This is a genomic window from Nocardioides sp. SLBN-35, assembly GCF_006715725.1.
Taxonomy (GTDB): Bacteria; Actinomycetota; Actinomycetes; order Propionibacteriales; family Nocardioidaceae; genus Nocardioides.
Genome location: NZ_VFNU01000001.1, coordinates 4,664,377 through 4,683,396 on the forward strand (window position 1 = coordinate 4,664,377; position 19,020 = coordinate 4,683,396).

Annotated in this window: 20 protein-coding genes and 1 riboswitch; of the genes, 5 read left to right on the forward strand and 15 right to left on the reverse strand. The window is 72.1% G+C overall.

The genetic code is table 11. The annotated features are described in order from the left end of the window. Positions 1 to 634 precede the first annotated feature (634 nt). From thiC to FBY23_RS22490, 8 genes are all read right to left on the reverse strand, one after another. On the reverse strand, positions 635 to 2,320 hold the full coding sequence (gene thiC, locus FBY23_RS22455; RefSeq protein ID WP_141800174.1) for a phosphomethylpyrimidine synthase ThiC: 1,686 nt from the start codon (positions 2,318 to 2,320) through the stop codon (positions 635 to 637). Then, positions 2,317 to 2,988: a hydroxymethylpyrimidine/phosphomethylpyrimidine kinase gene (locus tag FBY23_RS22460; protein ID WP_141800175.1), complete on the reverse strand. Its 672-nt coding sequence runs from the start codon at positions 2,986 to 2,988 to the stop codon at positions 2,317 to 2,319. Before FBY23_RS22460 ends, thiC begins: the two co-directional genes overlap by 4 nt. Beyond that, entirely contained in the window at positions 2,985 to 3,545 is a 561-nt protein-coding gene (locus tag FBY23_RS22465) for a thiamine phosphate synthase (RefSeq protein ID WP_141800176.1), read from the reverse strand. Before FBY23_RS22465 ends, FBY23_RS22460 begins: the two co-directional genes overlap by 4 nt. Beyond that, entirely contained in the window at positions 3,542 to 4,306 is a 765-nt protein-coding gene (locus tag FBY23_RS22470) for a thiazole synthase (RefSeq protein WP_141800177.1), read from the reverse strand. Before FBY23_RS22470 ends, FBY23_RS22465 begins: the two co-directional genes overlap by 4 nt. Continuing rightward, on the reverse strand, positions 4,303 to 4,500 hold the full coding sequence (gene thiS, locus FBY23_RS22475) for a sulfur carrier protein ThiS (protein WP_141800178.1): 198 nt from the start codon (positions 4,498 to 4,500) through the stop codon (positions 4,303 to 4,305). The genes FBY23_RS22470 and thiS overlap by 4 nt, the downstream gene beginning before the upstream one ends. Further along, positions 4,497 to 5,495 (reverse strand): FAD-dependent oxidoreductase, encoded by a 999-nt coding sequence (locus FBY23_RS22480; protein ID WP_141800179.1) that lies wholly within the window; start codon positions 5,493 to 5,495, stop codon positions 4,497 to 4,499. Before FBY23_RS22480 ends, thiS begins: the two co-directional genes overlap by 4 nt. Before the next feature lie 10 nt (positions 5,496 to 5,505). Then, the gene (thiE, locus tag FBY23_RS22485) at positions 5,506 to 6,096 is read right to left on the reverse strand and encodes a thiamine phosphate synthase (RefSeq protein WP_141800180.1); all 591 of its coding nucleotides are present in this window, start codon (positions 6,094 to 6,096) and stop codon (positions 5,506 to 5,508) included. Continuing rightward, a riboswitch (TPP riboswitch) is annotated at positions 6,087 to 6,197 on the reverse strand. (Overlaps the previous gene by 10 nt.) Further along, a complete protein-coding gene (locus tag FBY23_RS22490) occupies positions 6,163 to 7,266 on the reverse strand; it encodes an NAD(P)-binding domain-containing protein (RefSeq protein WP_396954501.1) in 1,104 nt (367 codons plus the stop codon). It overlaps the preceding riboswitch by 35 nt. A gap of 183 nt (positions 7,267 to 7,449) precedes the next feature. Here FBY23_RS22490 and FBY23_RS22495 point away from each other — a divergent pair, with 183 nt between their 5' ends. The 4 genes from FBY23_RS22495 (at position 7,450) to FBY23_RS22510 (ending at position 11,263) form a co-directional block, all read left to right on the forward strand. Beyond that, positions 7,450 to 8,760: a choice-of-anchor P family protein gene (locus FBY23_RS22495; protein WP_141800181.1), complete on the forward strand. Its 1,311-nt coding sequence runs from the start codon at positions 7,450 to 7,452 to the stop codon at positions 8,758 to 8,760. Positions 8,761 to 8,848: 88 nt separating this feature from the next. After that, positions 8,849 to 10,537, forward strand: coding sequence for a fumarate hydratase (locus FBY23_RS22500; RefSeq protein WP_222117912.1), 1,689 nt, complete (start codon positions 8,849 to 8,851; stop codon positions 10,535 to 10,537). Positions 10,538 to 10,575: 38 nt separating this feature from the next. Then, positions 10,576 to 10,941 carry a hypothetical protein gene (locus FBY23_RS22505; RefSeq protein WP_141800183.1) on the forward strand — a complete coding sequence of 122 codons (366 nt, stop codon included), beginning with the start codon at positions 10,576 to 10,578 and terminating at the stop codon, positions 10,939 to 10,941. Between the two features lie 52 nt (positions 10,942 to 10,993). Continuing rightward, on the forward strand, positions 10,994 to 11,263 hold the full coding sequence (locus FBY23_RS22510; RefSeq protein ID WP_141800184.1) for a zf-TFIIB domain-containing protein: 270 nt from the start codon (positions 10,994 to 10,996) through the stop codon (positions 11,261 to 11,263). On the opposite strand, the gene FBY23_RS22515 is transcribed toward FBY23_RS22510, so the two are convergent. Both FBY23_RS22515 and FBY23_RS22520 read right to left on the reverse strand, forming a co-directional pair. Further along, complete coding sequence (locus FBY23_RS22515; protein ID WP_141800185.1) at positions 11,244 to 12,191, reverse strand: DUF1648 domain-containing protein; 948 nt, start codon at positions 12,189 to 12,191, stop codon at positions 11,244 to 11,246. The genes FBY23_RS22510 and FBY23_RS22515 overlap by 20 nt on opposite strands. After that, entirely contained in the window at positions 12,188 to 12,550 is a 363-nt protein-coding gene (locus tag FBY23_RS22520) for a GntR family transcriptional regulator (RefSeq protein WP_141800186.1), read from the reverse strand. Before FBY23_RS22520 ends, FBY23_RS22515 begins: the two co-directional genes overlap by 4 nt. A 51-nt stretch (positions 12,551 to 12,601) precedes the next feature. Between FBY23_RS22520 and FBY23_RS22525 the strand changes: the two genes are divergently transcribed. Then, entirely contained in the window at positions 12,602 to 13,984 is a 1,383-nt protein-coding gene (locus tag FBY23_RS22525; RefSeq protein ID WP_141800187.1) for an aspartate ammonia-lyase, read from the forward strand. Positions 13,985 to 13,994: 10 nt separating this feature from the next. Here the strand turns inward: FBY23_RS22525 and FBY23_RS22530 are convergent, their stop codons facing one another. From FBY23_RS22530 to trmB, 5 genes are all read right to left on the reverse strand, one after another. Beyond that, on the reverse strand, positions 13,995 to 14,306 hold the full coding sequence (locus FBY23_RS22530) for a GlsB/YeaQ/YmgE family stress response membrane protein (RefSeq protein WP_141800188.1): 312 nt from the start codon (positions 14,304 to 14,306) through the stop codon (positions 13,995 to 13,997). A 142-nt stretch (positions 14,307 to 14,448) separates the two neighbouring features. Further along, on the reverse strand, positions 14,449 to 15,126 hold the full coding sequence (locus FBY23_RS22535; RefSeq protein ID WP_141800189.1) for a lytic transglycosylase domain-containing protein: 678 nt from the start codon (positions 15,124 to 15,126) through the stop codon (positions 14,449 to 14,451). 196 nt (positions 15,127 to 15,322) lie between these two features. Beyond that, positions 15,323 to 16,552 (reverse strand): hypothetical protein, encoded by a 1,230-nt coding sequence (locus FBY23_RS22540; protein WP_141800190.1) that lies wholly within the window; start codon positions 16,550 to 16,552, stop codon positions 15,323 to 15,325. A gap of 162 nt (positions 16,553 to 16,714) precedes the next feature. Next, positions 16,715 to 18,046 carry a PhoH family protein gene (locus FBY23_RS22545; RefSeq protein WP_141800191.1) on the reverse strand — a complete coding sequence of 444 codons (1,332 nt, stop codon included), beginning with the start codon at positions 18,044 to 18,046 and terminating at the stop codon, positions 16,715 to 16,717. Between the two features lie 194 nt (positions 18,047 to 18,240). Next, positions 18,241 to 18,978 (reverse strand): tRNA (guanosine(46)-N7)-methyltransferase TrmB, encoded by a 738-nt coding sequence (gene trmB / locus FBY23_RS22550; protein ID WP_260806508.1) that lies wholly within the window; start codon positions 18,976 to 18,978, stop codon positions 18,241 to 18,243. Positions 18,979 to 19,020 lie beyond the last annotated feature (42 nt).

Sequence of the window (19,020 nt, forward strand, 5' to 3'; positions counted from 1 at the left end):
CACCGGGGACGCTGCGCGACCTCCTCGACCACCGGGGACGCTGCGCGACCTCCTCGACCACCGGGGGGTGCGGACCGTAGCCCGACCGCCGGACCCCGCCGCCTCCCACCTTCGTCGCCAGCGCCTTTCAGAACGCAACGACCTACGGCGCCAAAGCCCGAGCACAGTCCTGGCAGCACGGCGAGGGGTCTCGAGACGGTCGCTGCGCGACCTCCTCGACCACCGGGGGATGCGGACCGTAGCCCGACCGCCAGACCCAGCCACCTCGACGCCTTCCTCGTCGCTGCCCATTCGGAACGAGACCGGCTACGGAGCCGAAGCCCGCGGACAGTTCCGGCAGCACGGTCAGGGGTCTCGTGACGGTCGCTGCGCGACCTCCTCGACCACCGGGGACGCTGCGCGACCTCCTCGACCACCGGGGGGTGCGGACCGTAGCCCGACCGCCGGACCCCGCCGCCTCCCACCTTCGTCGCCAGCGCCTTTCAGAACGCAACGACCTACGGTGCCGAAGCCCGAGCACAGTCCTGGCAGCGCGGCGAGGGGTCTCGAGACGGTCGCTGCGCGACCTCCTCGACCACCGGGGTCGCTGCGCGACCTCCTCGACCACCGGGGACGCTGCGCGACCTCCTCGCCCTCACCCGGCCGACGGCTCGACGTACACCGACGCGCCGAGCTCCAGGAACTCCGCGGACTTCTCCTTCATCCCCAGGGCCGCGTCCTCGGCCGACAGGTCCGACCCGAACCGCTCCCGCACGTCCTGGCTGATCCGCATCGAGCAGAACTTCGGCCCGCACATCGAGCAGAAGTGCGCGGTCTTGGCGTTCTCGGCGGGCAGCGTCTCGTCGTGGAAGGACTCGGCGGTGACCGGGTCGAGGGACAGCGCGAACTGGTCGTGCCAGCGGAACTCGAAGCGTGCCTTCGACAGCGCGTCGTCCCAGTCGCGGGCGCCGGGGTGGCCCTTGGCGACATCGGCGGAGTGGGCCGCGAGCTTGTAGGTGATCACACCGGTCTTCACGTCGTCCCGGTTCGGGAGGCCGAGGTGCTCCTTGGGCGTGACGTAGCAGAGCATCGCGGTGCCGTGCATCGCGATCGTGGCCGCACCGATGGCCGAGGTGATGTGGTCGTAGCCGGGCGCGATGTCGGTCGCCAGCGGCCCCAGCGTGTAGAACGGCGCGCCGTGGCACCACTCCTGCTGCAGCCGGACGTTCTCCTCGACCAGGTTGAGCGGCACGTGGCCGGGGCCCTCGACCATCACCTGCACGTCGTGCTCCCAGGCGCGCGAGGTGAGCTCGGCGAGGGTGCGCAGCTCGGAGAGCTGGGCCTCGTCGTTGGCGTCGGCGGTGGCGCCGGGGCGCAGGCCGTCCCCGAGGGAGAACGAGACGTCGTACTGGCGGAAGATCTCGCACAGCTCGTCGAAGTGGGTGTAGAGGAAGTTCTCCTCGTGGTGGGCCAGGCACCAGCCGGCCATGATCGACCCGCCCCTGCTGACGATTCCCGTCACGCGTTGCGCGGTGAGCGGCACATAGCGCAGCAGCACGCCGGCGTGGATGGTCATGTAGTCGACGCCCTGCTCGCACTGCTCGATGACGGTGTCGCGGAAGACCTCCCACGAGAGCTTGTCGGCCTCGCCGTTGACCTTCTCCAGCGCCTGGTAGATCGGGACGGTGCCGATCGGCACCGGCGAGTTGCGGATGATCCACTCGCGGGTGGTGTGGATGTCCTCACCGGTGCTGAGGTCCATCACCGTGTCGGCGCCCCAGGTGATCGCGTGGGTGAGCTTGTCGACCTCCTCGGCGATCGAGGAGGTGACGGCGGAGTTGCCGATGTTGGCGTTGACCTTCACCAGGAACCGGCGGCCGATGATCATCGGCTCGGACTCGGGGTGGTTCACGTTGGCCGGGATGATCGCCCGGCCGGCGGCGACCTCGCTGCGCACCAGCTCGACGTCGCAGCCCTCGCGCACGGCGACGTACCGCATCTCCTCGGTCACGATCCCCGCGCGGGCGTAGGCCATCTGGGTGACGTTCTGCCCCCGCAGGGGGCGGCGCCGCTCGCCGCGCCACGGGTCCTGGGCAGCGCCGCGGCGGACCGCGGAGCGGCCGTTGTCGAGCAGCTGCGTCTCGCGGCCGTCGTACGACGTCACGTCGCCGCGGCCCTCGATCCATGCGGACCGCAGTGGCGGCAGGCCGGCCTCGGGCTCGGATCCGGGGCCGGAGGTGCAGTAGCGGTCGAAGCTCTCACCGTTGGTCAGTGCGACCCGGGTGAAGGGAACGGCCAGGTCGCCGATCTCGATGCGGGTGTGGGCGGGGTGGACGGTCATGCGGGATCTCCTTGGATGTGGGCGACGGGCCCCCGGCCGCGGCCGAGGGTCCAGTCCTGGCCGAGGTGGAGCTGGCGGGCGACATAGGCGTCGGCGCGGGCGGCGGCGGCGGGGATGTCGGCGCCGTGGGCGAGGTGGGCGGCGAGGGCCGCGGAGTGGGTGCAGCCGGTGCCGTGGTCGTTGGTGGTCGGGAGGTCGCCGCCGCGGGTGACGACGACACCCGGGCCGTCGGTCAGGCCGAGCGCCAAAGCCTCCTCGGCGTTGGGGGTGGCGACGGTGGCGACCGGCAGCAGCGCCTCGCGGTAGGCCTGCCGCACGTCGTCGGTGGCGAGGACGGCTCCGGAGGTCGCGACCAGCACGGGGTCGACCACCAGGAGCCGGTCCGCGCACCGCTCGGCGACCAGCCGGACCACCTCCGGGGTGGCCAGCATGCCGGTCTTGACGGCCGCGACGGGCAGGTCGTCGAGCACCGCGTCGAGCTGGGCGGCCACGACGTCGTACGGGACCGGGTGGATCGCCCGCACACCGGTGGTGTCCTGGGCGGTGACCGCGGTGACGACGCACGCGCCGTGCACCCCGAGCGCGGCGAAGGTCGCGAGGTCCGCGGCGATGCCCGCTCCGCCGCTGGAGTCGGTTCCGGCGATGGTGACGACGACGGGCGGGTTCACGAGACCGCCGCCAGCAGCGCCGCGACGACCGCGGCGGGGTCGGCTGCGCGCATCACGGCGCCCATCACGGCGACACCCCACGCGCCCGCCTCGAGCGCCCCCGCGGCGTTGTCCGGCGTGATCCCGCCGAGCGCCAGCACCGGCAGGGGCGGGTCGGTGAAGGCGGACGCCGGGAGCGGCGGTCCGTGGCCGGGCTTGCTCGCCGTCGTCGCGTACGGCGACAGGGTGGCCCACCACGCCCCGTCGGCCGCGGCCGTGGCGAGGTCGGCGCGGGTGTGGCAGGAGCGGCCCCACCGGGTGGCGACGCCGGGGACGGGCGCGGCGGCGGGCAGGTGGACACCGCTGCAGCCCGGCACCGCACGGTGGGCGGCGATCACCTCGAGCCCGCAGGTCCGGGCGTGGTCGGCGATCTTGGCGCGCTCGTCGTCGGGCAGGTCGACCTCGCGCAGCAACACCGTGGCCAGCCCTCCGTCGGCGGCCGCGGCGATCACGTCGCGCAGCGAACGCCCCTCGGGGACGAGCGTGCGGTCGGTCAGCACGACGACCCGGCGGCTCATGAGATCAACCCCAGGACGGGGCTGGAGGCGCGGGCCTCGGCGCGCCGCGGCACCCGGCCGGCGCCGTAGGCCAACCGGCCGGCATCGACCGCAAGGCGCAGCGCGGAGGCCATCGCGACCGGGTCGTCGGCCCGCGTCACGGCGGTCGCGGCGAGCACCGCGTCGCAGCCCAGCTCCATGGCCAGGGCGGCGTCGCTCGCCGTACCGACGCCGGCGTCGAGGACCACCGGCACGTCGACCGCGGCCCGGACCGCTGCGATGGCGTGCGGGTTGAGGACGCCCAGCCCGGATCCGATCGGCGAGCCGAGCGGCATGACCGCCGCGCAGCCGGCGTCGACCAGCCGGCGGGCGAGCACCGGGTCGTCGGTCGTGTAGGGCAGCACCACGAACCCGCGCCGGACCAGCTGTTCGGCGGCGTCGAGCAGCTCGACCACGTCAGGCAGCAGGGACCGCTCGTCCCCGATCACCTCGAGCTTCACCCAGTCGGTGCCGAGCGCCTCGCGGGCCAGCTCGGCGGTCAGCACCGCCTCCCGGGCGGACAGGCAGCCGGCGGTGTTGGGCAGCAGCCGGACACCGGCCGCGCGCAGCGCCGCCAGCAGGCCGCCGTCCGCGAGCGTGGAGGTACGCCGGATCGAGACCGTCACCAGCCCGGGCTCGGCGGCGGCCAGCACCGGCTCGACCAGGGCGGTCCGCGGCAGGCCGCCGGTGCCGAGGAACAGCCTCGAGGAGAGCCGCTCGCCCGCGATCAGGACCTCGCTCATCCGCCCTGCACCGCCGTCACGACCTCGATCACGTCGCCGTCGGCCAGTCGCCACGACGGCCACTCGCCGCGCGGCACCACCTCCTCGTTGACCGCGACCGCGACTCCGTGCGGCCGGGCATCGCCGAGGCGGCGCTCCAGCAGGTCGGCGACGGTCGCCGCGTCCGTGACCGCCTCTCCGTTGCAGGTGATCATCGTGCTCCTTCCATGGTGCGGCGGGGATCGAGGACCGGGTCGACCCGTCCGGTCTCGAGGTGGTCGGCCACGAGCCGCGCGGTGAGCGGGGCCAGCAGCACGCCGTGCCGGTAGTGGCCGGCGGCGAGGACGACGCCGTCGACGCCGCTCGGCCCGACGAGCGGCAGTCCGTCGACGGTGGCCGGGCGGTCGCGGGCGGTGCCCTCGACCAGCTCGGCCCGGTCGAGGGCGGGCCACAGCGTCCGCGCGGCCGCCAACAGCCGCAGCGCCCCGCCGGCGGTCACCACGGGCGCAGCCGCGTGCGCCTCCGAGGTGGCGCCGAGCACCACGCGCCCGTCGCCGCGCGGCACCAGGTAGACGGTTTCGCCGCCCACCCAGCCGCGGACGGTACGACGGGGCGGGTCGTCCGAGCGCAGCCGCAGGATCTCGCCACGGACCCCGGAGACCAGTCCGGTCCAGGGTTCCGGCAGCGACGAGCCGGTCGCCACGACGGTCACCTCGGCGTCCGGTCGCGCGGAGCCACGCAGCACCACCCGGTCCAGCAGCGCCGCACAGACCGCCCTCGGATCGACGCTCGCCTCCGACGGCAGCAGCGCGCCGCCGGCCACGCGGGCCAGGGTGGGCTCGGCGGAGCGCACCCCCGCCCGGCCGAGGAGGTCGACGGAGTGGCCGTGCCGGTGCAGCAGCGCGGCCTGCCGCTCGACCTGCTGGAGGTCGCCGGCGTCGTACCCGACCAGGAGGGTGCCGCTCCTGCGCAGCGCGACGCCGAGACGGCCGGCCAGCTCCGGCCACAGCTCCAGCGAGGCCAGGCCGAGCCGGAGGATCTCCTCCTCGCCGTGCCAGACCTCGGCAGCCGGGCTGAGCATCCCCGCGGCGGCGTACGACGCCCCGTCGGCGGGCCGTGGGTCGACCACCGCCACGCAGTGTCCACGCCGCGCGAGCTCCTCGGCGACCGTCAGCCCGACGATCCCCGCGCCCAGCACGTCGATCCGCATCCCGGCCACCTCAGGCGACTGCCGCGACGAGCTCCTTCGCTGCACCCAGGGGATCAGGTTGTCGCCAGATCGAGCCGATCACGGCCACGCCGTGGGCGCCGGCCGCCCGCACCTCACCGGCGGTCGCGGCGGTGATGCCGCCGATCGCGACGAGCGGCAGCACTCCGGCCGCCTCGGCGACGGCACCGACGCCCAGCGGCGCGGGCAGTCCGGCCTTGGAGCCCGAGGCGAAGACCGGACCGAACCCGGCGTAGTCCGCACCCGCATCGGCAGCCGCCACGACCTCCGCCCGGGACCGACAGGTCGCGCCGATGACCAGACCGGGAGCCAAGCGTCGCGCGTCGGCGACCGCGAGGTCGTCCGCGCCGAGGTGCACGCCGTCGGCGCCCACTGCGAGCGCCACGTCGAGCCGGTCGTTGACGACGACCAGCGCTCCCGCCGGACGCACCGCGGCGAGCACCGAGCGGGCCAGCACGACCAGCGCGCCGGTGGCCAGGGACTTGGCCCGGACCTGGAAGCCGTCGACCCCGGCCTCGGCCAGGGCGGGTAGCAGGGAGAGGTCGTCCCGTTCGGAGACCAGGCAGAAAAGGTGTGCGCTCATCAGGTCCGTTCCTTCGCCGGCATGATCCGGATCAGGTGTGACGGTCGGAGCGGCTCCAGCTCCCTCTCAGCCCGCTGCCGCGGACTCCCGTGGGTTGTCGGCGGCGACGTTAGCACCCTCGTGCGCGGCGAGGTAGCGCCGTACCGCCAATGCGGCCGCGCGCCCCGCCCGGTTCCCGCCGATGGTGCTCGCGGACGGGCCGTAGCCGACCAGCTGCACCCGCGGGTCACGTACGGCGGTCGTGGCGGTCTGCACGTCTGCACCGCTCTGCAGCAGCGCGATCCCGCCGCGCTCGCTGCGCAGGTGGAGCGGCGCGAGGTGCCCGACCGCGGGCCGGAAGCCGGTCGCCCACAAGATGACGTCGGCCCGCTCGAAGGACCCGTCGGCCCAGCGCACGCCGTCCGGCTCGATCCGTGCGAACATCTCGCGGCGCCGCTCGTAGACACCGAGCCGGGCCGCCTCCTGCTCCTGGGGCCGCAGTGCGAGGCCGGTGACGCTGACGACGCTCGCGGGCGGCAGGCCCTCGCGGACCCGCTCCTGGACCAGCCCGATCGCGTGGCGGCCGACGTTCTCGTCGAAGTCGTCGCGCCACTCCGGGGCCCGCCGGGTCACCCACACCACGTCGGTGCGCGGCGCGAGCTCGCCGAGGAACTGGACCGCCGAGGCGCCGCCACCGACCACGACCACCCGCTTCCCGCGGAAGTGGTCCGGTCCGGGGTAGTCCGAGGTGTGCAGCTGCTCCCCGAGGAAAGTCTCGGCGCCCGGGTAGTACGGCACGAACGGCTGCGTCCAGGTGCCGGTGGCGTTGACCACGGTTCGCCCGGTCCAGCTGCGCTCGCCGGCGTGCACGACCAGGAGCCCATCGTCGTCGGTGACCCGGTCCACCCGCACCGGTCGTACGACGGGCAGCCGGTTGTGGTCCTCGTAGCGACCGAACCACGCCGGCACCACGACATTGGCCCGTTCGCGGGAGTCACCGGGAGCCGGGGCGTCCGGCAGGTCGGCCACGCCGTGCACGTCGTGCATCGACAGCGAGTCCCACCGGTGCTGCCAGGCGCCGCCCGGCCGGTCGTTGGCGTCGAGCACGACGTGGTCGATGCCGAGCCGGGTCAGGTGGAAGGACGCCGAGAGGCCGGCCTGGCCGGCCCCGATCACCACTGCGCCGTACACGTGCACGGGAGCAAAACAGCCATTTCGCCCCGGATATGCCCTCCGCCGTGACATTGTGAATGATTCTTCGTTAAAACCTCGCAGAAATCCCCACCTCGGCTCGCTCGGCGTGCCCGGGTAGTGGTTTGCTTGGGGGGCTCGACACATACATAGCAGTCATCACACGGATGGGAATGGGGTCCCGTGAACGTGCGCAAGTTCGTCACCTTTGTCGCCTTCACCTTGGCGGGTGCAGGTCTGGTCGCCGTTCCGGCACCCGCGGCGCAGGCCGCCGACCCGGTCTACTGGTCCTACGCAGCCAGCACCGGCGCGACGTACGTCAAGGTCCTGGACGGTGTCGTCCAGTCCGACCTGACCGCCCAGTCGGGTGTCACCGGCGGCGCGAAGTCCAGCACCTCGAAGAACAGCACGGCCGCGGCCAGCGTGCTCAACCTCGCCCAGCTCGGCGCGGTGGAGACCCAGACCGACGCCGTCGTCTCGCAGGTCCTCGGGCAGCCGCAGACCACGCTGAAGTCGTGGGCGCGGGTCGCCAACGTCAGCCTGCTCGGTGGCCTGATCACCGCCGACGCGCTCGAGACCACGATCAGCACGACCGGTCGCGCGGACGGCAACGGCTCCCACACCGCCAACAGCCGCCTGGCGAACATCAAGATCGCCGGCGTCAAGCTGCCGCTCAACATCCCCAAGAACTACGCCGTCACCATCCCCGGCGTCGCCAGCGTCACCCTCAACTACTCGATGCACGGCAAGGTCGAGCAGGAGGACGGCGACCTGATCGGCACCATGGGCTGGGCGGTCGGCGTGACCCTGCTGCAGCCGTTCGGCGGCTACTCCGCCGGCGTGACCCTGCTGGTCAACCCGGTCAACCAGTACCTCTCCGAGGTGCAGCCGTCCTCCGGCGCCGGCCTGTTCGGCACCGCCTACGGCAGCCGGGTCCAGGCCAACGTCTCCGACGCGGTCACGGTCGTCAGCGACCCGACCGCCCGGGTGATCACGCCCTTCGGCTCCAGCAACGGCCAGACCAAGTCCAACTCCACGCTGGCCGTGCGGGTGCCCGGCATCCTGACCACCGGCGCCATCACGTCGACCACGACCTCGACCAAGGACGCCTTCGGCAACGCCGAGATCACCAACACCAACCGCACCGCCGGCATCAACCTGCTCGGCGGCCTGGTCAAGGCGACCGCGGTCAAGGTGACCGCCCACGGCAAGCTGGCCGACGGCAACTGGACCTCGGACATGAAGATGGAGCTGGTCAACCTCGTCATCGCGGGTCAGACGATCCCGATCGACGTCTCGCCCAACACCATCCTCAACATCGCCGGTCTCGGCCAGGTCGCGCTCAACCTGCAGCAGACCGACACCAGCGTGGGCTACCAGAACATGATCACCGCGGTGAAGGTCACCCTCGACACCGCCCAGGCCGGCCTGCCGGTGGGCGCCGTGATCGAGCTGGGCGTGGCCTACACGGGCATCGTCCCGCCCGCTGCCTGAGCAGCACACAACGCCGCCCGAGGGGCCGGGTCGCCAGCAGGCGGCCCGGCCCCTCGGCCGTTCCCGGAGCGGGATATCCTCGGTAGCCGTGGCTGAAGCTGAGTTCCGTTACTCCGACCTCCTCCCGACCGGCAAGGACGACACCCCCTACCGGCTGATCACGACGGAGGGCGTCGAGGCCGTCGAGGGCCCCGACGGACGCACCTTCCTCAAGGTCTCGCCCGAGGCGATCCAGCAGCTGACCGCCGAGGCGATGCACGACATCAGCCACTACCTGCGGCCCGCGCACCTCAAGCAGCTGCGCAAGATCATCGACGACCCCGAGGCGTCCGGGAACGACCGCTTCGTCGCGCTCGACCTGCTCAAGAACGTCAACATCTCCGCCGGCGGCGTGCTGCCGATGTGCCAGGACACGGGCACCGCGATCGTGATGGGCAAGAAGTCCGAGGGCGTGCTCACCGGCGCCGACGACGCCGAGTGGATCAGCAAGGGCGTCTACGACGCCTACACGAAGCTGAACCTGCGCTACAGCCAGCTGGCCCCGCTGACGACGTACGACGAGAAGAACACCGGCTCCAACCTGCCGGCCCAGATCGAGCTGTACTCGACCCCCGGCACGAACGGGAAGCCGGAGTACAAGTTCCTCTTCATGGCCAAGGGTGGCGGCTCGGCCAACAAGTCGTTCCTGTTCCAGGAGACCAAGGCGATCCTCAACCCGAAGCGGATGCTGGAGTTCCTCGACGAGAAGATCCGCTCGCTCGGCACGGCCGCGTGCCCGCCGTACCACCTCGCCGTGGTCATCGGCGGCACCAGCGCGGAGTTCGCGCTCAAGACCGCGAAGTACGCCAGCGCCCACTATCTCGACAACCTCCCCACCGAGGGCTCGATGGACGCCCACGGCTTCCGAGACCTCGAGCTGGAGGAGGAGGTCTTCAAGCTGACCCAGTCCTTCGGCATCGGCGCGCAGTTCGGCGGCAAGTACTTCTGCCACGACGTCCGCGTGGTCCGGCTCCCCCGCCACGGCGCGTCGTGCCCCGTCGCGATCGCGGTCTCCTGCTCCGCCGACCGCCAGGCACTCGGCAAGATCACCTCCGAGGGCGTCTTCCTCGAGCAGCTCGAGACCGACCCGGCGCAGTACATGCCCGACGCAGGCGTCGCCGAGGACATCTCCGGCGGCGAGGTGGTCAAGGTCGACCTCAACCAGCCGATGAGCGAGATCCTCGCCCAGCTGTCGTCGTACCCGGTCAAGACCCGGCTCTCGCTGACCGGCCCGCTCGTGGTCGCCCGCGACATCGCGCACGCCAAGATCCAGGAGCGCCTCGACGCCGGCGAGGAGATGCCCGACTACCTCAAGAACCACCCGGTCTACTACGCCGGCCCGGCCAAGACCCCGGAGGGCATGGCCTCCGGCTCGTTCGGCCCCACCACCGCGGGCCGGATGGACTCCTACGTGAAGTCCTTCCAGGCCGCCGGCGGCTCGATGGTCATGCTCGCCAAGGGCAACCGCTCCAAGCAGGTCACCGAGGCGTGCGACGAGTACGGCGGCTTCTACCTCGGCTCGATCGGCGGCCCGGCCGCGCGCCTGGCCCAGGACTGCATCAAGAGCCAGGAGGTCATCGAGTACCCCGAGCTCGGCATGGAGGCGGTCTGGAAGATCGAGGTCGAGGACTTCCCCGCCTTCATCGTGGTCGACGACAAGGGCAACGACTTCTTCACCGACCCGGGCGGCGCGGTCACCGTGCCGATCTCGGGCATCCGGGTCCGCTCCGCGGAGTGACCCCGGGTGGTCGCGGCCGGGCCGGGTACGGCCCGGACATGGCTGTGACCACCTTCCAGGACCTCCCGCTCGCCGACCGCGACCGGTCGTGGGACGGCGACGCCGCCGACAAGCGGGTACGCCGCTGGGCGGGCGCCGAGGACGAGCCGAACGAGAAGTACCGCGACGCCCACGTCTGGTACGACGCCGAGGAGAAGGACAACTTCACGGCGTACAAGCTGCTCATCGCCGACGTGGTCGACGACCGGCTGGTCGCCGTGCCCCGCGGCGTGATGGCGGCGGGCAACGTGATGCAGGGCGCCCGCGGCGGCGTCGACCTGCCGGACAAGGACGTCGACCGGGTCAAGAGCCACCTGGCGAAGTACTACCGCAAGATGGACGACACGGCGCCCTGGGAGGACTGAGGCTCCGGAGGGCTGAGGGAACCCTCCGTCGGTGTCGGCCGTTGGACCAGGCATGCGCTGCCCCATCGACGAGACCACGCTGGTGATGAGCGAGCGGAACGGCATCGAGATCGACTACTGCCCGCAGTGCCGGGGCGTGTGGCTCGACCGTGGCGAGCTCGACAAGATCATCGACCGCTCGGTCGGCATGCCGCAGCCGGCAGCCGCGCCGCCGGCTCCCCGCGCGCCTCAGTACGACTCCTATCGCGAGCCGCAGCGCTACGACGACAAGCACTACAAGAAGCGCAAGCGCGAGTCCTGGCTCAGCGAGCTCTTCGACTGAGCCGGACCACCAGCGCATTCACCAGCTCGGCCGCGGGTTGCGGCCGGTCCACGGTCGCGGCGAACCGCTGCCCGTCGCGCAGCGTGAGCACGATCCCCTCACCGCGGCGGGCCACCGCCGCCCGGCCCTTGGTGCTGCGCCGGTAGCCCCAGCCGCCCCAGCGCAGGGGCTCGATGTCGCCGGTCTCGGCGGAGGCGATGTCGGCCAGGTGGATCCGCACCCGCGGCCAGTGCGCGGGGCCCCAGGACACGGCGACGCCGGCGTCGTCGACGCGCACCGTGACCACGTGGACCCACGCGACGGCGATCGCGGCGAGTCCAGCGGCCAGGGCAGCCGGCCACACGGCGAACCAGAGCGGGACGGTCCCGAGGCCGAGGACGACGCCCAGCAGCAGTAGGCCGCGGGAGCTGGCCTCGCCGACCCAGGCCACCCGCTCGCCGTCGGCGAGCGCGAGGGTGGCGCTCGCGGCGGGCGCCGAGCCACCGGTCCGGACCGGACCGGGCAGCAGGCGGTGAACCGCCAGCGCAGCCCCGAACGGCAGCAGGGTCGCGAGCAGGATGGTCACGAGCGGCAGCCGGACCTCCTCGGCGCGAACGGCGTCGGCAGCGGCGAACAGCGTCGCCGCGTAGAGCGCGGCCGGCAGCCAGGCGAGCCAGGTGGCACCGGCGGCGCCGAGTGGGGCGAGGGGCGAGCGGCGGCCCGACGCGGCGACGAGACCGAGCGCCACCAGCGTCGCCGCCCCGACCACGACGGCCACCACGACGGTGAAGCCTGCGAGGGCGAGGGTCCCGTCGACCTCCCCGGCCAGGTCCCAGTGGGTCGGCACCGGGTCGGGGACCTGGTCGTGCAGGCCGAGGCCCACGCCGACGACCCACAGAGGCGCCTGGAGGACGACGAGAGAAGCGAGCAACGCGCGGGTTCTGGTCATGGGAAGGCCTTCCGGATCTCGTTGACGAGCTCGTCGGGGGTCACGCCGATGCGGGCCGCGCGGGCGATCAGGTCGCGGACCTCGCGCCGCAGCGCGACCCGTTCCCGGTCGGGCTCGGCGAGGTCGCTGCGCACGTGCGCCCCGCGCCCGCGGCGCAGGTCGACGATCCCCTCGTCGCGCAGCGCGCCGTAGGCACGCAGCACGGTGTGCATGTTGACGTCGAGCGCCGCGGCCAGCTCGCGGGCCGGCGGCAGCTTGTCGCCGCCGCGGAGACTGCCGTCGATGACCGCTGCACGCACCTGTGCCGCGATCTGCTCAGCCAGCCCCAACGGACTCGCCGGATCCACTCGAACCAACATGTTTGTATGGTACTAGAACAAACAGATCAGTGCCGTCGGTAGGCTCGAGGAGTGAACGACTTCCGTACCGAGCACGACTCCATGGGCGAGGTCCTCGTCCCGGCCGCCGCCCTGTGGCGTGCCCAGACCCAGCGGGCGGTCGAGAACTTCCCCATCAGCGGTACGCCGATCGAGCCGGCCCTCATCCACGCCCTGGGCCACGTGAAGGCGGCCGCGGCCCGTGCGAACCTCGAGCTGGGCGTCCTCGACCCCGAGGTGGCGACCGCGATCGCAGCGGCGGCGGAGGCCGTCGCCACCGGCGGCTACGACGACCAGTTCCCGATCGACGTCTTCCAGACCGGGTCGGGCACCAGCTCCAACATGAACGCCAACGAGGTGATTGCCTCGCTGTGCGCGCGTGACGGCGTGACCGCGCACCCCAACGACCACGTCAACGCCAGCCAGTCCAGCAACGACACCTTCCCGACGGCGATCCACGTCGCCGCGGCGCTGGCGGTCGCCGACGAGCTGGTCCCCGCGCTCGAGCGGCTCACCTCCTCGCTGGCGACCAGGTCGGCGGAGTTCCACGGGCTGGTGAAGTCCGGCCGCACGCACCTGATGGACGCCACCCCGGTCACCCTCGGCCAGGAGTTCGGCGGCTACGCCGCCACGGTCCGGTACGGCGTCGAGCGGCTCGCCGCCGTACTCCCCCGGGTGCGCGAGCTGCCCCTGGGCGGCACAGCGGTCGGCACCGGCATCAACACCCCGCCGGGGTTCGCGACCGCGGCGATCGCGGCGCTCAGCGCGGCGACCGGCCAGGAGTTCACCGAGGCGCGCAACCACTTCGAGGCGCAGGGCACCCGCGACTCGCTGGTCGAGCTGAGCGGCGTGCTGAAGACGATCGCGGTCGGCCTGACCAAGATCTGCAACGACCTGCGCTGGATGGGCTCCGGGCCGACGACCGGTCTCGCCGAGATCCACCTGCCCGACCTGCAGCCGGGCTCGTCGATCATGCCCGGCAAGGTCAACCCGGTGCTGCCCGAGGCGACGCTGATGGTCTGCATGCAGGTGATCGGCAACGACGCCGCCGTCACGGCCGCCGGCGCGAGCGGCAGCTTCGAGCTGAACGTCGCGATGCCGGTGCTGGCCCGCAACGTGCTCGAGTCGATCCGCCTGCTCGCCAACTCCTCGGTCACCCTGGCCGAACGCTGCATCGACGGCATCACCGCCGACGCCGACCGGATGCTGCGCTACGCGGCGTCCTCCCCCTCGGTCGTCACGCCCCTCAACAAGCACATCGGCTACGAGGCCGCCGCCAAGATCGCCAAGCAGGCGCTCGCCACCGGCAGCACGATCCGCGAGACCGTGCTGGCGCTGGGGTACGTCGACCGCGGCGAGCTGACCCTCGAGGAGTTGGACGCCGCACTCGACCTGGCGTCCATGACCCACCCCTGAGGGGGCAGGCTCAGGAGCGCTTGCGCCCCGTCACGGCCGCGGCGACGATCACGGCCACCGCGGCGACCACGATCTGCCACAGGTGCCGCATCCAGTCGATCCCGTTGGTCGCGTTGTCCCAGGTGGCCTCGTGCCCGTCGAACGGTCCGTTGTTGTGCCCGGCGATGCCCCAGTAGAGGAAGCTGCCGACGAGCATGCCGACGATGCCGCACAGCACGGTCAGCCAGAACGGGAACTTGGTGCGGTCACCCGGCGCCACGGCCTTGCCGATGACTCCGATGATCGCGCCACCGACGATCGTCACGATGATGGTCCACAGCATGGCGGGCTCCTCACGTCACACGGGACACCCGAGTCCCGTCCATGACGGCATCATGCACCCGCCGGGCGGCCCGGCTGCGGACCATGGGCCCGGCGGTCGACGGCGTGGCGTGGCACGAGCGACGCGCTCGCGCCGTCGAGGCCTAATACCAGCCGTGGCTCTCGGAGTGGCCCCAGGCGCCACAGGGGCTGCCGTAGCGGTCCTTGATGTAGCCGAGGCCCCACCGGATCTGGGTCGCGGGGTTGGTGGCCCAGTCGGAGCCGGCGGAGGACATCTTGGAGCCGGGGAGCGCCTGCGGGATGCCGTACGCGCTCGAGCTCGGGTTGTCGGCGTTGACCCGCCAGTTGGACTCGCGGGTCCACAGCGAGTCGAGGCAGCCGAACTGGCTGGAGGAGAAGCCGAACTCGCCGAGCAGGGCGCGGGCGATGTCGCGCGGGTCGGAGTCGGAGAGCTCGCGGCTGTCGGTCATCGCGGCGGTCCGGGAGCCGGCGAGGTCGATCGACTTGGCCGGGACGGCCTCGGGGCGGCGGTCGTCGCGGGAGATGACCGGCTCGCGGCGCTCGGCGCTCTCCGTCGGCTGCGCGCTGGCGCCGACGTTGGTGAACGCGTCGATCTCGGCGGCACCCGCGGCGGGGGGCGTGGTCGCCTCACCGGCCACTCCCGCGGCGACGGAGACGCCGGTGACGGCGACCGCGACCGAGGACAGGACGACGACGTTGCGGGCGGCCTTGCGGGGCGCCTGCGCGATGTGGGCATGCTTCGGCGTACCGCGGTGCTTGGGCGCTCGCCTCTTCGGCTCGTACGGCGCGTGGTTCGACAAGTGCTCGTATTCAGGCTCGACTGCATGGGGGGCGGCCACCGCCCGATCGGGCCCGACTTCGCTGTCGTCACCGCCAGCGGCCAGCGACCACCATGCCTGACGAGGAGGGCTCAGGCAAACCGAACGGCCGTTTTCCCGACCCTTCTCCCGGACCTCTGGCCCCAGAGATCACATTGGCCACAACTGTTGCTTGCGCTCACTGGCTGAGCGTGCCGTTCCTGATATCAGCGGTGGGCCCACGGCCGATCCCGACGGAGATCGCCTTGCGCTTCGCGACGAACCGGACTGCGAAGAAGATCCCGGTGTCGCCCTTGGTCTTGTAGAAGGGCTCGGGGATCCGCAAGGTGATCAGGCCGCGCGCGTTGGCCTTGAGCTTCTTCGACACCAGTGGCTGAGGGAAGCGGCGCTCGCTGGTGAGCATCAATGCGACCCGTCCGGTCGGCTGCGCGCCGTTGCTGAGTCGCACTCTGACCTTGATCGAACGACCGACGAACCTGGCCCGCACCCTCGACGTCACCTTGGCGACCTTCACCTGCGGACCGACATAGGTTGCCGCGGCATAGCCCGGCTTCGCGGCGGCGGTGACCCGGAAACCGATCTTCCGGCCGCGGTCGGCGGCGACGACCTTGTACGACGCCCGGGTCGCCCCGGCGATCGGCTTCGCGCCCCGATACCACTGGAAGGACGTATTGATCGGCCACAACGAGCCGGACACGACCGAGCTGTCATTGGCGAACACTGCGCCGGAGTGCAGCTTCGTGCCGACACCTGGCCGCTCGCCAGACAGCGGGGCTCGCCACTCGCCCCAGGTCAGGTCGTTGTCCAGGAGGTAGTAGCGAGCGGCCCAGGTGATGGGAACCGTCGTCCTCGAACCTACCGCGAGATCGAGGGTGACCTGCTGTCGACCACTCGGGTCGACGGCGGAGGCCTCGACCGTGATGGTGTGCTGCCCAGCGTCGAGCAGCACCCCCGTCGGCGGATACGCCCTCCGGGTGCTCACCCTGCCCGAGACGCCCCACGGCGCCGTGACCCGCAGAGTGTTGACAGCGTTGCCGAGCGTGTCCCGACTGTCGAAGACGACCTGAGCGCCCTGAAGGACGCGAAGGTCGCCCAGCGGGGTGGGCGAGGAGGAGATCACGATCGGCGCAACGCCGGACGGCGCCGAGGCTGCGACGGCGCGGTCGGTGTTGGGATCGCTGCCGGTGACCTCTCCCCTGATACCGCCGTCGGCTCCGGATCCGTCGTACCAGGTCGGGATCGCCGTCGTCCCGTCCCATCCGGAGCCGACCAGCAGCGTGTAGGGGCCCGTCGCTGCATCGTCGAAGTTGGCGGGCTGGAAGGTGAAGGTGCCGTCGGCCGCAGACCTGCTCCATGCCACAGCAACGTTCGCGCCCTGCCGGAATAGGTTGACCTCGACGTCGGCCATCGGCACGCCGTCCTTGTCGACGACGCGGCCCGTGAGGACCCCGTACGCCGCCGCGGTCGCCGGCGCCGGGCTCCACGGCGCGAGGAGACCGAGGAGCAGGGCGAGCAGCAGTGGCAGACGGAGTGGCTTCACAGCCGGGGAGCGTCCCCTCCTCCGGGTTCGTTACACCACGACGTTCTCGAGCATCTCGGTCACCAGCGCCGCGATCGGCGAGCGCTCGGACCGGGTGAGGGTGACGTGGGCGAAGAGCGGGTGTCCCTTGAGCTTCTCGACGACCGCGACCACCCCGTCGTGGCGGCCCACCCGCAGGTTGTCGCGCTGGGCGACGTCGTGGGTGAGCACGACCTTCGAGTTGGCGCCGATGCGCGAGAGCACGGTGAGCAGGACGTTGCGCTCGAGCGACTGTGCCTCGTCGACGATCACGAACGAGTCGTGCAGCGACCGGCCGCGGATGTGGGTCAGCGGCAGCACCTCGAGCATGCCGCGGTCCAGGATCTCGTCGACCACGTCGCGGGAGGTCAGCGCGCCGAGCGTGTCGAACACGGCTTGTGCCCAGGGCGACATCTTCTCCGACTCCGAGCCCGGCAGGTAGCCGAGCTCCTGGCCGCCCACGGCGAACAGCGGCCGGAAGACGACCACCTTCTTGTGCTGCTGGCGCTCCATCACCGCCTCGAGTCCCGCGCACAGGGCGAGCGCCGACTTGCCTGTGCCCGCGCGTCCGCCGAGCGACACGATGCCGACGTCGGGGTCGAGGAGCAGGTCGAGGGCCACCCGCTGCTCGGCGCTGCGGCCGTGGATGCCGAAGGCCTCGCGGTCGCCGCGGACCAGGTGCACCTGCTTGTCCGGCCCCACCCGGCCCAGCGCGGTGCCGCGCTCGGAGAGCAGCACCAGGCCGGTGTGGCAGGGCAGCTCACGGGCGTCGGCGAGGTCGAGGGTGGCGTCGTCGTACAGCTCGTCGAGGTCCGCGCCGCTCACCTCCATCTCGGTCATGCCGGAGTAGCCGGTGTCGGAGTCGCTGATCGTCTCGCCGCGGTACTCCTCGGCCGCGAGGCCCACGGCCGAGGCCTTGATCCGCATCGGGAGGTCCTTGGAGACCAGGGTGACGTCGTGGCCCTCGTCGGCGAGGTTGCGGGCGACCGCGAGGATGCGCGTGTCGTTGTCGCCGAGGCGGAAGCCCGACGGCAGCGAGGACGCATCGGTGTGGTTGAGCTCCACCCGGACGCTGCCGCCCTCGTCCCCCACCGGAACGGGCGTGTCGAGCCGGCCGTGGCTGACCCGCATCTCGTCCAGCATCCGCAGCGCGCTGCGGGCGAAGTAGCCCAGCTCGGGGTGGTGCCGCTTGCCCTCGAGCTCGGTGATGACGACCACCGGGAGGACCACCTCGTGCTCGGCGAACCGGCGCAGGGCGCCGGGGTCGGCCAGCAGCACGCTGGTGTCGAGGACGTACGTACGGCGCTGCGCGATGCTCTGTGCCCCATCGTGACTGGTTTCCACGACTCACCTCACCGGACCGCACGCGCCGCTAGGGCCGCCCCGGCCCTATTCCTTGTGGACGGACCGGGCTGCGCAGTCGTGATGGTTCACGTCGGGCCTCCCGATGTGGCCGGCTTCCCCACCTGCCACTGCCTCGGAAAGTACGCCGGGCAGGGAGCCGATTCGCGCGCCACGCCGCTACCGCTGCGTTAATGTCAGGTGACGCGTCGGTACGTCAGGTCGGTGATCACGCGGTCCTTCGCGATGCCCTTGCGCTCGAACTTCGTCACCGGCCGCTCGGCCCAGCGCTCGACCACGCCGCCCTCGAGCGCCGGCTCGGCGTCGAGCACCTCGACCATCTGCTCGGCGTAGTCGGCCCAGTCGGTCGCCAGGCGCCACAGGCCGCCCGGCGCGAGCCGGGAGGCGATCATCGCGGCGTACTCCGGGTTGACCAGGCGCCGCTTGTGGTGGCGGGTCTTGTGCCACGGGTCGGGGAAGAAGGTCCACAGCTCGCTGATCGAGCCGGGCGCGACCAGGTGCTCGAGGGTCCAGACCGCGTCGACGCTGCTGAACCGGACGTTGGTGACACCCGCCTCGCCCACCCGGCCGAGGCCCTCGGCGACACCGGGGCGCCAGACCTCGAGGGCGAGGACGTTGGCCTCGGGCCGGGTCGCGGCCAGCTCCGCGGTGGCCTCGCCGACGCCGCCGCCGATCTCGACGACCAGCGGGGCCTCGCGGCCGAACCACCGCGCCCAGGAGAAGTCCGGGTCGTCGACCGCCTCGTCGGGGATCACCCACTGCTCGGCGTACGTGTCCCAGGCAGCCTGCTGCTTCGGCGTGAACCGGCTGCCGCGGCGGGTGTAGGTGAGCACCTCGCGCATCCGCCGACCGTCCTCGGTCTGCTTGTGATGGGGCCGCGCCGGCCGTACTCCCCCGTTGTCTTGCTCAGCCACGGGCCCATTCTCCCGGCTGGGCGTCCCTGCCCCGAAATGCGG